General features: G+C 69.3%; 12 protein-coding genes. 11 read left to right on the top strand and 1 reads right to left on the bottom strand.

Annotated features, from left to right (window positions below; translation table 11 throughout):
* Positions 1–15: 15 nt before the first annotated feature.
* The 4 genes from hisC to ACLFA2_RS14440 are packed head-to-tail and all read left to right on the top strand — an operon-like array spanning position 16 to position 3,922.
* Positions 16–1,134, top strand: a complete 1,119-nt coding sequence (gene hisC, locus ACLFA2_RS14425) for a histidinol-phosphate transaminase (RefSeq protein WP_426621529.1) — start codon at positions 16–18, stop codon at positions 1,132–1,134.
* Between the two features lie 11 nt (positions 1,135–1,145).
* Complete coding sequence (locus tag ACLFA2_RS14430; protein WP_231494457.1) at positions 1,146–2,534, top strand: amino acid permease; 1,389 nt, start codon at positions 1,146–1,148, stop codon at positions 2,532–2,534.
* Positions 2,535–2,536: 2 nt separating this feature from the next.
* The gene (locus ACLFA2_RS14435; protein ID WP_426621530.1) at positions 2,537–3,019 is read left to right on the top strand and encodes an Lrp/AsnC family transcriptional regulator; all 483 of its coding nucleotides are present in this window, start codon (positions 2,537–2,539) and stop codon (positions 3,017–3,019) included.
* Between the two features lie 30 nt (positions 3,020–3,049).
* Positions 3,050–3,922: a hypothetical protein gene (locus tag ACLFA2_RS14440; RefSeq protein WP_426621531.1), complete on the top strand. Its 873-nt coding sequence runs from the start codon at positions 3,050–3,052 to the stop codon at positions 3,920–3,922.
* Between the two features lie 26 nt (positions 3,923–3,948).
* Here the strand turns inward: ACLFA2_RS14440 and ACLFA2_RS14445 are convergent, their stop codons facing one another.
* Positions 3,949–5,502 (bottom strand): dolichyl-phosphate-mannose--protein mannosyltransferase, encoded by a 1,554-nt coding sequence (locus ACLFA2_RS14445; protein ID WP_029259606.1) that lies wholly within the window; start codon positions 5,500–5,502, stop codon positions 3,949–3,951.
* A gap of 62 nt (positions 5,503–5,564) precedes the next feature.
* Between ACLFA2_RS14445 and rsmI the strand changes: the two genes are divergently transcribed.
* The 7 genes from rsmI to ACLFA2_RS14480 all read left to right on the top strand — a co-directional run bounded on the left by rsmI (position 5,565) and on the right by ACLFA2_RS14480 (position 14,177).
* Positions 5,565–6,392 (top strand): 16S rRNA (cytidine(1402)-2'-O)-methyltransferase, encoded by an 828-nt coding sequence (rsmI, locus tag ACLFA2_RS14450; protein ID WP_292766550.1) that lies wholly within the window; start codon positions 5,565–5,567, stop codon positions 6,390–6,392.
* Positions 6,389–7,501 (top strand): LacI family DNA-binding transcriptional regulator, encoded by a 1,113-nt coding sequence (locus ACLFA2_RS14455; protein ID WP_297556303.1) that lies wholly within the window; start codon positions 6,389–6,391, stop codon positions 7,499–7,501. Before rsmI ends, ACLFA2_RS14455 begins: the two co-directional genes overlap by 4 nt.
* Before the next feature lie 207 nt (positions 7,502–7,708).
* Complete coding sequence (locus ACLFA2_RS14460; protein WP_021199909.1) at positions 7,709–9,358, top strand: ABC transporter substrate-binding protein; 1,650 nt, start codon at positions 7,709–7,711, stop codon at positions 9,356–9,358.
* Positions 9,355–10,335 (top strand): ABC transporter permease, encoded by a 981-nt coding sequence (locus ACLFA2_RS14465; RefSeq protein ID WP_021199908.1) that lies wholly within the window; start codon positions 9,355–9,357, stop codon positions 10,333–10,335. The genes ACLFA2_RS14460 and ACLFA2_RS14465 overlap by 4 nt, the downstream gene beginning before the upstream one ends.
* Entirely contained in the window at positions 10,332–11,246 is a 915-nt protein-coding gene (locus ACLFA2_RS14470) for an ABC transporter permease (protein ID WP_021199907.1), read from the top strand. The genes ACLFA2_RS14465 and ACLFA2_RS14470 overlap by 4 nt, the downstream gene beginning before the upstream one ends.
* Positions 11,243–12,970 carry an ABC transporter ATP-binding protein gene (locus ACLFA2_RS14475; protein ID WP_426621532.1) on the top strand — a complete coding sequence of 576 codons (1,728 nt, stop codon included), beginning with the start codon at positions 11,243–11,245 and terminating at the stop codon, positions 12,968–12,970. Before ACLFA2_RS14470 ends, ACLFA2_RS14475 begins: the two co-directional genes overlap by 4 nt.
* A 37-nt stretch (positions 12,971–13,007) precedes the next feature.
* A complete protein-coding gene (locus ACLFA2_RS14480; RefSeq protein ID WP_021199905.1) occupies positions 13,008–14,177 on the top strand; it encodes a glycoside hydrolase family 1 protein in 1,170 nt (389 codons plus the stop codon).
* Positions 14,178–14,217 lie beyond the last annotated feature (40 nt).

A 14,217-nucleotide genomic window follows, 5' to 3' on the forward strand; every position in this document is an offset into this window, starting at 1 on the left:
GCTCGGGGGCCGCCCATGGATCACAGCAAGGACGCTCTGACGATGCCCCTCCCCACCCGCGCCGGACTCGACGCCGTTCCCGCGTACCGTCAGGGGCGCTCCGCCCCGGCCGGTGCTTCGAAGCTCTCCTCGAACGAGTCCCCGCATCCGCCGCTGCCCTCGGTCGTCGCGGCCGTGCGCGACCGCCTCGACGGCATCCACCGCTACCCGGACATGAGCGCTGCCGCCCTGCGCGAACGGCTGGCCGACCGCTACGGCGTCGATCCGTCGGAGGTCACGGTCGGTGCGGGGTCGGTCGAGATCGCCGCTCAGCTCATCCACGCGGTCGCCGGCGATGGTGACGAGGTGGTCTTCGCGTGGCGGTCGTTCGAGGCGTACCCGTCCCTGGTTCGCATCGCGGGTGCCACGCCCGTCCCGGTGCCGCTCGACGCAGACCACGGACACGACCTCGACGCGATGCTCGCGGCGATCACCCCGCGCACCCGCCTGATCTTCGTGTGCAACCCGAACAACCCGACGGGCACCGTGGTCGGCGCCGACGAGCTCGAGCGCTTCGTCGCCGCGGTGCCGCACGACGTGCTCGTGGTGATCGACGAGGCCTATGTGCACTTCGATCGCACCGAGAATCGAGGTGCCGGCATCGAGCTGTTCCGGCGGCACCCGCATGTGGCGGTGCTGCACACGTTCTCCAAGGCCTACGGCCTCGCGGGCCTGCGCATCGGCTATGCGATCGCCCCGGCCGCCGTCGCCGAGAACCAGCGCAAGGTCGCCGTGCCGTTCGGCGTGACCGACCTCGCGCAGACCGCGGCGCTCGCCTCGCTGGACGCCGAGGACGAGCTCGCGACACGCATCGACGAGGTCGTCGTGCAGCGCGACCGGCTCCATGCCGTGCTCGTGGCGGCCGGATGGCCCGCCGTCCGGTCCCAGGCGAACTTCGTGTGGGTGCCGTCCGCCGACCGCACCGCGGAGCTCGAGCACCTGCTGCAGGCGGGCGGCGTGATCGCGCGCGCCTTCGCCGGGGAGGGCATCCGCATCTCCTCGGGCTCTGTGGAGGACATCGACCGGGTGGAGGCCGCGCTCGCAGGCGCCGCCCGGGAACGCGGTGCCGCTGAGCGTGTGGAGGTCGGCGCATGACCGATGACCGCATGACCGAGATCCCCCCGACCACCACGACCACCAAGGGTCTGCACCCGGGCCTGACCCGCCGCCAGATCTCGATGATGGGGCTGGGCGGTGCGATCGGCGCCGGGCTGTTCGTCGGATCAGGTCAGGCGATCAGCATCGCGGGGCCCGCCGTGCTGGTGTCGTACCTGGTCGCGGGCGGCATCGTCGTGCTCGTGATGGCGATGCTGGCCGAGATGGTCGCCGCCCGGCCCAGCTCCGGGGCTTTCAGCTCATATGCCCAGAAGGCGATGGGACGCAGCGCCGGCAGCGCGGTCGGCTGGCTCTACTGGATCCAGCTGGTCGTGGTGATCGCCGCGGAGGCGACCGGTGCCGGTGCGATCGTGGCCAACTGGACACCGGGCATCCCGGCCTGGGTGTGGGTGCTGATCTTCGTCGTCGCGCTCACCGCGGTGAATCTGTTCGGGGTGCGCAACTACGGCCGCTTCGAGTTCTGGTTCGCGGCAATCAAGGTCGCGGCGATCATCGCCTTCCTCGTGGTGGGGGTGTGCGCGATCGTCGGGCTGATCCCCGGTGTGCCGGCGACCGGCATCGCGAACCTGGTCGACAACGGCGGCTTCGCACCGAACGGCATCGCCGGGATCGCCGGCGCCCTGCTGATCGTCGTCTTCGCGTTCGGAGGTACCGAGGTCGTCGCGATCGCCGCCGCGGAGTCGAACGATCCCGCGCACAACATCCGCCGCATCGTGCGGGAGGTGCTCGTGCGCATCCTCGTCTTCTACGTCGGATCGATCTTCGTGATCGTGGCTGTGCTGCCCTGGAACGACCCCGCCGTGAAGGCGGGGCCCTTCTCGGCGGTGCTCGAGACGCTGAACGTGCCCGGCGTCGGTCTGGTGATGGACCTCATCGTGATCATCGCGCTGCTGTCGGCCATGAACGCCAACATCTACGGCGCCTCGCGCATGGCGTATTCGCTGGGGGAGCGCGGGCTCGCCCCGCTGGCCGCGACCCGCACGAGCCTCAAGGGCGTGCCGTTCGTCGCCGTGCTGGCCTCCGTGGCGTTCGGGTTCGTCACGGTCGGGCTCAACTGGGCCTTCCCTGACGTGGTGCTGCCCGCCCTGCTCAACGTGGTCGGCTCGACGCTGCTCGTGATCTGGACCGCCACCGCGGTGGCGCAGATCATCCTCCGCCGTCGCGCGGATCGTGCCGGCGAGGCGATGCCGATGCGTATGTGGGGCTTCCCCTGGCTGTCGTGGCTGTGCCTGGTGCTGCTCGCCGCGGTGATCGCCCTCGCGATGATCGATGAGGCCGCGCGCATCCAGCTGCTGCTCACGCTGGGTCTCACCGCCGTCCTCCTCCTCGTCGCCCGGGCGACCAGGAGCGTGGCCCGGCCCGGCGTCCCACGGGAGTAGCGATGCGCATCGATCGCCTCGACGCCCAGCTCATCCGCCTGCTCACGGAGTCGCCGCAGCTACCGATCCTGGAGTGCGCACGGCGACTCGGGATCGCGCGCGGCACCGCGACGAGCCGGCTCGCGCGCCTGCACGAGGGCGGGGTGATCGAGGCGATCGTGCCGCGGATCGATCCGGCGGGTTTCGGCTACGGCGTCGTCGCGTTCTGCCTGGTCGAGATCGATCAGAAGGTGGGGCACGACGACGTCGCCACGGCTCTTGCGGATGCCGTCCCCGAGATCGTCGACATGCACACCGTCACGGGGGCCAGCGACATGCAGCTGCGGCTGGTGGCGCGCGATGCCACGCGGCTGCAGGAGGTGCTCGATCGGGTCGCCCTGGTGCCGGGAGTCGCGCGCACCGCCTCGTCGATCGCGATGCGCACGCATCTCTCGGGCCGTGTGCTCCCGCTGGTCGAGGACGTCGCCGCGGACGAGGTGCTCTAGGGCGACGGTGATCCCGCTAGCATCGTCGTCATGGTCGCCGCTCCTGTGCTCGTGGACCTCGACCGTGACAGCGTCGCGATGGGCGACGACATGTCCTCCCATGCGCGCCGCCTGTCGTTTCCGGGCGGCATGCGCCTGGCAGATCTGCTCGAGGCGACGCATCCGGAGATCGAGAACCGCGGATGGTCGTGGGTCGCCGTCGTCGACGGCACCGTGTCGGCGGTGTGGTCGGTGGACCACGGTGTGCGTCTGCTGGTCAGGAACCGCCGACTGCGAGGGTCGGCGTCCCCGATCCCGGTCGTCTTCCGCTACTTCCTGCAGCTCGATCCGCAGTGGCTGCACGGGCGACTGGCGGCGGGCGCTGCGGCGAATCGGGATGCCCTGAGCGTGGAGTACGCGCCGCTCGCGGCCGAGCGCCTGGAGGCGGAACAGCGCCGCCGCGAGCGGGAGGTTCCGGAGAAGCTGCTCTCCGCAGCGGCCGTCGGCGCGCTCGCGCGGCTCGGCGCGACGATCGACCTGCACTCCGACGCGCGCTGTCGGTTCCTCGCCGCGGGGGAGCGATGGGTCGTCGGGCGCTCCGACTCCATGACGGTCGTCTACCGCGGGGAGACCCCCGCACCGATCGCGTCGCTGCGTCCCCGCGCCTTCGCCGAGCTCTGGCTCGCGACGGCTGTGGGGGCGCGTGGACGGCAGGCGCACGGCCTTCCTCCGTTGCCGCCATCCGCGTCGACGGAGGTTCCGCAGCCGGAGACCATGGCGTCCTGGCCCCCAGGCACCTCGCGATGGTCGTTCAGCGGCGAGGACGGTCACGTCGCTCAGCTCTCCGGCGAGGACGCCCTGGACTGGTACCGCTTCGCGTTCGGGCGCACGCTCGACGAGATCGTGGAGTCACTCGCGGTCTGAGGGACGCCGTGGTGCGTCGGGCGGGCTCACACCCAGCCGGGCAGCCAGTTGTGCACCAGCCAGAACTCGTATGGCACGCTCATCCCCGTCCACAGGGGAAGGAAGAACGCCGACACGAGCACCACGAACGCGAGGAAGATCATCACGGTGCGCTCGCCGGACTGCCGGCGGTGCAGCGGATCCTCGCGTCGCCCGGCGATGATCCGCAGCGTCATCGCCAGCGCGAGCACGAGGAACGGCATCATCACGACGGTGTAGAACTGGAAGATCGTGCGGTCGGGGAACATCAGCCACGGCACGTAGGTGACGGCGAGGCCGACCAGGGGGATGCTCAGCTCCGGGCCGACGGGCTGCCGGGTGATCCAGCCGCGCACCAGGCGGTAGAGCAGGTAGATCGCTGCGGCCACGCCCGCGTACCAGATGAGCGGATTCGGGATCGCCGAGATCACGCCGATGCAGTGATCCGTCCCGCAGCCCGCGGGGTCGGAGTCGACCCAGACCGCCGTGGGGCGCAGCAGGAACGGCCACTCCCAGGCGGGACTCGCGTAGGGGTGGCCGCGAGTGAGGCCGACGTGGAAGCCGAGCATCGACTCGTGGTACTTCCACAGCGCGATCAGCGGGTTCGGGTCGCTCTGGCGGTCATAGCCCCCTGCCGTCACCAGCCAGCCGGTCCAGCTGATCAGGTACACCGCCAGGGCGGGGAAGACGAGCAGCACGAACGAGACCGGCCCCTGTCGGAACGCGGCCGCGGTCGGCCACAGCACCACTCCCGCGCGACGGCGGGCGAGCGCATCCGTGACGACGACGTACAGGCCGAAGCCCGCCAGCACGTACAGCCCCGACCACTTCACGGCCGACGCCGCGCCGAGGGCGGCTCCCGCGGCGATCAGCCACGGACGACGCCAGAGCACCGGACCCCAGAACGGATCCGGGGTGTCGGGATCGCGCTTCTCGAGCACGGGGATCGTCCGCTGCCGGTCGATGATCACGAAGAGCACACCCAGCAGGACGAAGAACGTCAGGATGCCGTCGAGCAGGGCGATGCGACTCATCACGATGCTGAGACCGTCGATCGCGAGCAGCGTCCCGGCCACGCTCGCGACGATCACGGAACCGCTGAGCCGTCGCGCGATCAGGTAGACCAGGAGCACCGAGGCGCTGCCGAGCACCGCGGTCGCGAGTCGCCAGCCGGCGCTGTTGTCCGGCCCGCCGATCGCCATGCCGAGCGCGATGAGCCACTTGCCGAGCGGCGGATGCACGATGAACGCGCCCTGTTCGGACAGCGGCAGCTGCTGCAGCGTGACGAAGGCGTCGTTGGCGTTCTCGCCCCAGGTGCCCTCGTAGCCGAGCGTCCACAGCGACCAGGCGTCTTTGACGTAGTACGTCTCGTCGAAAGCGAGCTGATGCGGATGGGCGACGTTGATCAGCCGGAGGAGGGCAGCGATCGCGGTGATGACGAGGGGTGCGAGCCACCGGATCGCGCGTCCCCAGTCTGGGGCGTTGAGCAGGCGGTCACGCAGTCGCCCGTAGCGCGTCAACCGCTCATCGGGAGCGGGAAGCAGGGGCACGGGCGCGGTCACCGCTCCAGCCTAGACAACCGGCCTTCTCGGCCGGCTGCATCCGGCCCGCCTAAGCTGGGCGGGTGATCATCCTCGCCGCCACTCCGATCGGAAATCTCGGCGACGCGTCGCGCCGTCTCGTGGAGGTCTTGGAGAACGCCGAGGTCGTCGTGGCCGAAGACACCCGCACCACGCAACGTCTGCTGAAGGCCCTGCAGATCGAGAACCGCCCGCGCCTGATCGCCCTGCACGACCACAACGAGAAGCAGAAGGCCGCCGAGCTGGCGGCTCTCGCGGCCGAGACCGACATCGTGGTGATGAGCGATGCCGGGATGCCCACCGTGAGCGACCCCGGCTACGGGCTGGTCGCCGAAGCGGTCGCTCAGGGCGTCACGGTGACCGCGATCCCCGGGCCGAGCGCGGTGCTGATGGCACTCGCGATCTCGGGCCTGCCCACCGACCGCTTCACGTTCGAGGGGTTCCTGCCGCGCAAGCCGGGGGAGCGGCGTTCGACTCTGCGCGCGCTGGCGGCCGAACCCCGCACCATGGTCTTCTTCGAATCGCCCGCCCGCCTCGCGAGCTCCCTCGCCGACATGGGGGCGGCATTCGGCGACGACCGGCGGATCGCGGTGTGCCGAGAGCTGACGAAACTGTACGAGGAGGTGCGCCGCGGCACAGCATCGGAACTCGTCGCCTGGGCCGAGGACGGCGTGAAGGGTGAGATCGTCGTCGTGGTCGAAGGGGCGGCGCACCGCGATGCCTCCCCGGAAGACGCTCTCGCGCAGGTGCAGAAGCTCGTCGCCGACGGCATCCGGTTGAAGGACGCCGCCTCCGAGGTCGCCGGCCTCACGGGTCTCTCCTCCCGCGACCTCTATCAGGCCGCCCTCGCCGCCCGCTCCGGAGGAGCGTGACCGTGAGCAAGGCGGCGACCGTGTACGACGTGGCCGATCGGGCCGGCGTCTCGATCGCCACGGTCTCGCGTGTGCTGCGCTCGCCGGATGCGGTGCGCCCGGTCACCCGTGAGCGCGTGCTCGACGCCGTCGCCGCGCTGGGGTACGTGCCCAGCGGCAGCGCCCGCGGACTCGCCGAGCGTCGAACCGGGGTGCTCGGGCTGTACTTCCCGGGGTTCGACGCCGCCGAGGATGCTCCGCCCCTCGACGCGCTCTCCGCCGCCGACGCCGACGCACCGCCGTTCGCGATCGTCCGCGACGAGGTGGAATCCGACGGCCGGCACACCTCGATGCTGTTCCTCGACGAGGTGCTGCGCGGTGCGGAGCTGGAGGCCTGGAAGCAGGGTTTCGTGCTGATGGTCGGCGTCGGGCGGGACGACCCTGACCGCTCCACCGTGCGCGACATGGCGGGCCGTGTGGACGGGCTCATGGTCCTCGCGAGCAGCGTGCCGGACGACGTGCTGGCCCGGCTGGCGCGGCGCATCCCCGTGGTGGTGCTCTCGGGTCCTCCCCGCGGCGATCACTACGACCACGTCACGGTGAGCAACGCCGAGGCGATGGGTGAGCTGACCAGGCACGTGCTGGCGCAGGTGGGAGACGGGCGGCTCGCGTTCCTCGCGGGGCCCGCGGATTCGCCGGACGGCCTGCAGCGCTGGGAGGGGTTCGCGGCCGCCGTGACGGCTGCCGGTGGTGGGCTCGACGACGTGACCGTGCTGCGCGGCGACTTCACCCGCGCATCGGGGCGCCGCGCGGCCGAGGAGCTTCTCGCCGCGGGGGTGCCGGCCGCGCTGATCGCCGCGAACGATCAGATGGCGCTCGGAGCGCTCGACGTGCTCCGAGGCGCCGGTATCCGCGTGCCGGACGACGTCCTGGTGACGGGCTTCGACGGGATCGAGGCCGCCGCGCTGTCGCAGCCTCCGCTGACCACGATCCGTCAGCCGATGATCGACCTCGGCCGGGCGGCCGTTCAGGTGCTCGCCCGGCGGCTGGAGAACGCGGAAGCCGACCCGGTGGTCGCCCGGCTGCCCCTCCAGATCCTGCTGCGCGAGAGCTCTCAGCGCCCCGTCTGAACGGCGCGGCCATGGTCGGCGCGCCCGTGTCAAGGGGTTGCGATCGCAAAATGTATGCGCTTACAATCACTGAGGCGGTGCACACCGCCCTGAGACGGCGCAGGCCGTGCGGGTGTTCCGAAGTTCCGGTGGTCCGGCAGGGGCGCCCTTCATGACAGAGACGACATGAGGTGGCAGATGTCAGGTGGCAGAACACCGGGACGGCGCATGATGCAGCGCTGGCGCCGAGCGACGATCGTGGGCCTCGCGGCCGTGGCGGTCGCCCTCAGCGGCTGCAGCATCCAGATCACATCCCAACCCGATCCGTCGATCGGCGCCGACACGATGCTGATCAATGCCGACAAGGGCAACCCGTTCTTCACGAAGAACTTCAACCCGTACCTCACCAACACGCGCACCGCGTCGCGGTGGATCTACGAGCCGCTGATCCTGATCAATCCGCTCGACGGCACGCAGAACCCGTGGCTCGCCTCCGAATGGAGTCAGCCCGACGCGCGCACGATCGTCATGACGATCCGCGACGACGTGAAGTGGAGCGACGGCGAAGACCTGACACCCGAGGACGTGGCCTTCACGTTCCAGCTGCTCAAGGACAACCCGTCGCTCGACATCAAGGGCGCATGGCAGCACCTCGACAGCGTCGAGACCGAGGGCAGCGACGTGATCCTGCACCTCAAGACCGAGGACGCGCCGTCGCTGGCGATCCTCGGACAGACCATGATCGTCCCCGAGCACCTCTGGTCCGACGTGAAGGACCCCGGCACGTATCGCAACGAGGATCCGGTCGGAACCGGGCCGTTCGTGCTCGGCAACTACAACGACCAGCAGTACTCGATGGACAAGAACCCCGACTACTGGCAGGCCGACTCGATCGAGATCGAGCACATCATCCTTCCCGCCACGAACTCGCAGCTCGACACCGTCACCCGCGGTTACGACTGGGCCTACTCCTTCATCTCCGACGTCGAGGGCACCTGGGGCGCGGCGAGCGAGCACAACGCGTGGTGGTTCCCGCCCGGCGGCGTGATCGCGTTGATGCCGAACCTCGAGGTCGCGCCCTTCGACGACGTGAACGTGCGACGCGGCATCGCGCTCTCCCTCGATCGTGAGGAGATCGCAGAGACCGCCTCCGAGGGATACATGAAGCCGGCGGGTCAGACCGGTCTCATCCTTCCGAACCAGGAGCAGTACCTGGATCCGAGCATCCCCGATCAGGGCATGATCACGCAGGACGAGGATGCCGCTCTCGCCGCCTTCGCCGACGCGGGCTACACCCTCGACGGCGACCGTCTCGTCGACGCGAACGGCGAGCAGCTCGAGTTCGCGCTGACCACGGCGAACGGGTATTCCGACTGGACCAGGGCGGCGCAGACCGTGCGCAGCCAGCTCGCCGACGTCGGCGTGAAGGTCACCCTCAAGCTTCCGCAGCCCGCGGGATATCAGAGCGCGATCAGCAACGGCGACTTCGAGATGGCGATCGGCGGCATGGGCAACGGCGACGTGTACCAGGCCTACAACAACCTGCTTTCCAGCGAGTTCTACGTGCCGTCGGGAAAGCCGACCGCGAACAACTTCGAGCGCTACAAGTCGGACAAGGTCGACGCACTGCTCGCCGAGTATCGCGAGACCGTCGACGCCGCCCGCCAGGCCGAGATCGTGAAGGAGCTGCAGGGCGTCGTCTACGACGAGATGCCTGTGATCGGCCTCTACTACGGCGGCATCTGGGGCCTGTTCAGCGACGCCAAGTTCACCGGCTGGCCGAGTGAGGAAGACCCGTACATGATCCCGCAGAACTACGACTCCGCGCCGCTGGGCATCTTCACCCGGCTCGAGCGCGTGAAGGAGGACGACAAGTGAAGTACGTGCTCCAGAAGTTCGGCCTGTTCGTGCTCACCCTGTGGGCCGCGGTCACCCTGAACTTCTTCCTCCCGCGCATGATGCCCGGTTCCCCGGCGGATGCCGCCATCGCCAAGCTGTCCCAGAACGGGCCGGTGTCGGACGCCACGCGCGCCGCCATCGAGGCGCAGCTGGGTGTTCCGACCGGATCGCTGTGGGACCAGTACATCGCCTATCTCGGCCAGGTCGTCCGGCTCGACTTCGGTGTCTCGTACACGTTCTATCCGCAGTCGGTGTCGAGCATGGTGTCCACGGCGCTGCCGTACACGATCGGGCTCGTCGGCATCGTCACGATCCTCGCGTTCGTGATCGGCACGCTGATCGGCGTCGCCGCCGCCTGGCGTCGCGGCACCTGGCTCGACACCCTCCCGACGCTGACCGGTTCGTTCCTCAGCACGTTCCCGTACTTCTGGACCGCGCTGCTGCTGCTGTTCTTCTTCGGCTACGTGCTGCACTGGTTCCCGACCACCGGCGCCTACTCGGCGACCACGACACCCGGGTTCACCTGGGAGTTCCTCGGAGACCTGCTCAGCCACGCGTTCCTGCCGGCCCTGACGATCCTGCTCACCTCCCTGGGCGGATGGATCATCGGCATGCGCAACGCCATGATCAATACGCTCGGCGAGGACTACATCACGTTCGGCGAGGCGAACGGGCTGCACGGCCGCACGATCGCCCTCCGCTACGCCGCGCGCAACGCGATCCTGCCGAACCTCACCGGCTTCGGGCTCACGCTCGGCGGTGTGGTCGGCGGATCGATCCTGGTGGAACAGGTGTTCGGGTATCCGGGCATCGGCTATCTGCTCTTCAACGCCGTGATCGGGCAGGACTACCCGCTCATGCAGGCGCTCTTCCTGATGATCACCGTGAGCGTGCTCATCGCCAACTTCCTCGTTGACATCCTGTACGGGGTACTCGACCCAAGGACCCGCCGATGACTTCCACCATGAACGTCAAGATCCCCGCCGAGCGCATCGCTGCGCCCAGCCCATGGCGCGCCTTCGGGCGCATGGTCGCCACCCTCTGGAGCAATGGCAAGGCACGGCTCGGGTTGTGCATCCTCGCCTTCTTCGTGCTCGTGGCGGTGTTCGCCCCCGTCCTCGCCCCCTACGGCGCGAAGGACAACACCTTCGAGCGCAACGCCGATGCGTCGTGGGCGCACTGGCTCGGCACGACGGCCGCGGGGGAGGACGTGCTCAGCCAGCTCATCTACGGCGCACAGGTCAGCCTGCTCGTCGGCTTCGCCGCCGGCATCCTGTCGACCATCGTGGCGGTGCTCATCGGTCTCAGCTGGGGCTACATGCGCGGTTTCGCCGGCGAGGTGGTCGGCTTCATCGTCAACCTCTTCCTGGTGATCCCCGGACTCCCGCTCATGATCGTGATCGCCGCGTACCTGCAGAACGGCGGCATCCTGATGATCATCGCGGTCATCGTGGTGACCGGCTGGGCCTGGGGCGCCCGTGTGCTCCGCAGCCAGACGCAGTCGCTGCGCGGCAACGACTTCGTCACCTCGGCGCAGTTCTCGGGTGACAGCAGGACGCGCATCATCTTCCGCGAGATCCTGCCCAACATGACGTCGATCATCGCCGGCACGCTCTTCGGGGCGGCGACGGCCGCGATCCTGGCGGAGGCAGGCCTGGAGTTCCTCGGCCTCGGCGACTCCAGCATCGTCAGCTGGGGCACCATGCTCTACTGGGCGCAGAACTCCAACTCCCTGCTCACCGGACAGTGGCTGCTGCTGTTCGCCCCCGGTCTGTGCATCGCACTGCTGGCGTTGAGCCTGACACTGATCAACTTCGGCGTGGACGGCATCTCCAATCCGCGCCTGCGAGAGGGGAAGGGTCGATGACCGCCATGGCACCCGCGACCACCACCACGGAGAACGACATCCTGCTCGAGGTGCAGGGGCTGTCCGTCGAATACGCCTCGCCGGGCACGAAGCCCGTCACCGCGGTCGAGAACGTGTCGTTCTCGCTCCGCCGCGGCGAGTTCGTCGGTCTGGTCGGCGAGTCGGGGTCGGGCAAGTCGACCCTCGGCTTCGCCCTCACGCGACTGCAGAAGCCCCCGGCGCGCATCAGCGCTGGGCGCATCCTCTTCGGCGGGCGCGACATCCGCGAGCTGGATGCCGAGGAGCTGCGTCGTCAGCGTCAGGGCGGATTCGCCATGGTGCTGCAGTCGGGCATGAACGCCCTCAACCCCGTGCGCACCATCGGCAACCACTTCCGCGACATCTTCGCGGCGCACGGACACGTGCCCAAGGACGCCCGCGATGCGCGTGCCCGTGAGCTCATCGGCAAGGTCGGCCTCGACGCGTCGGTGCTCGCCCGTTACCCGGGCGAGCTCTCCGGCGGTATGCGCCAGCGTGCCTCGATCGCGCTCGCGCTGTCTCTCGAACCACAGCTGATGGTGTTCGACGAGCCCACCACGGCGCTCGACGTGCTCGTGCAGCACGCGGTGATGGACACGATCAAGGAGCTGCAGCGGGCCGAGCACTTCACCGCCATCCTCATCAGTCACGACCTCGGCATCGTGCTGGAGGCGACCGACCGGGTGATGGTGATGCACGAAGGGCACATCGTCGAAGACGCCAGGAGCATCGACATCCTCGAGCGCCCGCAGGACGAGTACACCCGGATGCTGCTGAGCCACTACGCGGACCCCCGCGCGGAGAAGATCGAGATCCCCGGCTTCCTCGATGCCGGTACCCGCCGTCGTGAAGGACGTGCGCGGACCGACGTCACCGAGACGCTGCCGACCGTGTCGTCGCGCGACACCCGTCGTGCGGATGCGGCGATCGTGGTGGAGGGCGTCTCGAAGCACTACCCGGCCCCTCGACGTGGGCAGGACGCCGTGACCGCGGTCGACGACGTGTCGTTCCGGCTCGAACCGGGGGAGGCCCTGGCACTCGTGGGCGCCTCGGGCTCGGGCAAGTCGACCATCGCCAAGATGTTGACGGGCGTCGAGAAGCCGACCTCCGGTACGGTGCACTTCGGCGATGTCGACGTGGCCTCTCTCAAGCGACACGGTCTGCGTGACCTCCGCAAGGACGTGCAGATGGTGTTCCAGGATCCGTATGCGGCGCTCAACCCGCTGCACACGGTCGAGTACGCCCTCACCCGTCCGGTCATGAACTACACGACGCTGCGGGGGCCCGAGGCGAGGGCGCGAGTGCTCGAGCTGCTCGAGACGGTGGGCCTCACGCCCGTCGAGCAGTTCGCCGCCAAGCTGCCGCACCAGCTCTCCGGCGGGCAGCGGCAGCGCGTCGTGATCGCCAGGGCGCTCGCGAGCGACCCGCAGGTGCTGATCGCCGATGAACCCGTCTCGATGCTCGACGTCTCGCTGCGTGCCGGGGTGCTGGCGCTGCTGGAGGACCTGCGCGAGAGGTGGGGCATCAGCATGCTCTACATCACGCACGACCTGCTGAGCGCGCGCCTGGTGACCCAGAACATCCTGGTGCTCAACGGCGGACGGGTGGTCGAGCGCGGCGAGACCTCGGAGGTGCTGCAGCATCCGGAGGATCCGTACACGATCCAGTTGCTCGACGCCGTGCCCAACCCCGCGCGCCTGCGCTGACCGTCACGACTTCAACACAAGAGAGAGGAGAGCACTCGTGCTCGCATTCCCCGACGGCTTCCTGTGGGGTGCCGCGACAGCGGCCCACCAGGTGGAGGGCAACAACACCACGAGCAACTGGTGGGCGATGGAACACGCGCCCGGCTCGCCCATGGTGGAGCCCTCCGGTGACGCCGCCGACCACTTCCACCGCTACCCGGAGGACATGCGGCTGCTCGCCGCCGCCGGGCTGAACTCCTACCGGTTCTCGGTGGAGTGGGCGCGGATCGAGCCCGAGCGCGGCTTCGTCTCCCGGGCGATGCTCGACCACTACCGTCGCATGATCGACACCGCCCGCGAGAACGGGCTCGACCCCACGGTCACGCTCATGCACTTCACGGTGCCGCAGTGGTTCCAGAAGGACGGCTTCTGGCGTGCCGACGACGCGGTGGATCTGTTCGCCCGCTACGTCGAGACCGTGCTGCCGATCCTCGACGGCATCGACTACGTGTGCACGATCAACGAGCCGAACATCGCGGCGATGCTGGCCGGGGGAGAGGACGCGGCGAACCTCGTCGCCTACGGCCTCCCGAACCCCGATCTCGCCGTCGCCGACACGCTGCTCGAGGCGCACCACCGCGCATCGGAGATCCTGCACTCGGTGCCCGGTGTCAAGGCCGGATGGACCATCGCCACGCAGGCCTTCCACTCCACGGGAGAGCCTGGCGCCGACGAGATGCTCGCCGCGTACGGCGACCCTCGCGACCACTGGTACCTCGACCAGTCGGCCGGCGACGACTTCGTCGGCGTGCAGGCCTACACCCGCACCTTCATCGGTCCCGAGGGCCCGCGCCCGGTGGCGGACGATGTGGAGACCACGCTGACCGGCTGGGAGTTCTTCCCCGAGGCGCTCGAGATGGGAGTGCGCAGCGCCTGGGAGCGCAGCGGGGGAGTGCCCGTGCTCGTGACCGAGAACGGCATCGCGACCGCTGACGACACGCGGCGCATCGCCTACACGCAGGGTGCGCTCGAAGGACTGCACCGCGCCATCTCCGACGGCATCGACGTGCGCGCCTACCAGCACTGGAGCGCGCTCGACAACTACGAATGGGCCAGCGGCTTCCGGCCCACGTTCGGCCTGATCGGCTTCGACCACGAGACGTTCGAGCGCTCGCCGAAGCCGTCGCTCGCCTGGCTCGGAGAGGTCGCGCGCCGCAACGGCCTCTGAGAGGCGCCGCCGACCCCGCCGCGGATGCGCCCCCGGCATC

It is taken from the genome of Microbacterium sp. As-52, from assembly GCF_049949185.1.
GTDB lineage: Bacteria > Actinomycetota > Actinomycetes > Actinomycetales > Microbacteriaceae > Microbacterium > Microbacterium maritypicum_A.

What these genes read in the sequence shown, in the direction of transcription:
- ACLFA2_RS14460 (WP_021199909.1), top strand. Translation starts at nt 7,709, where the DNA reads ATGATGCAGCGCTGGCGCCGAGCGACGATCGTGGGCCTCGCGGCCGTG.
- ACLFA2_RS14430 (WP_231494457.1), top strand. Translation starts at nt 1,146, where the DNA reads ATGACCGAGATCCCCCCGACCACCACGACCACCAAGGGTCTGCACCCG.
- ACLFA2_RS14440 (WP_426621531.1), top strand. Translation starts at nt 3,050, where the DNA reads ATGGTCGCCGCTCCTGTGCTCGTGGACCTCGACCGTGACAGCGTCGCG.
- hisC (WP_426621529.1), top strand. Translation starts at nt 16, where the DNA reads ATGGATCACAGCAAGGACGCTCTGACGATGCCCCTCCCCACCCGCGCC.
- ACLFA2_RS14435 (WP_426621530.1), top strand. Translation starts at nt 2,537, where the DNA reads ATGCGCATCGATCGCCTCGACGCCCAGCTCATCCGCCTGCTCACGGAG.
- ACLFA2_RS14475 (WP_426621532.1), top strand. Translation starts at nt 11,243, where the DNA reads ATGACCGCCATGGCACCCGCGACCACCACCACGGAGAACGACATCCTG.
- ACLFA2_RS14470 (WP_021199907.1), top strand. Translation starts at nt 10,332, where the DNA reads ATGACTTCCACCATGAACGTCAAGATCCCCGCCGAGCGCATCGCTGCG.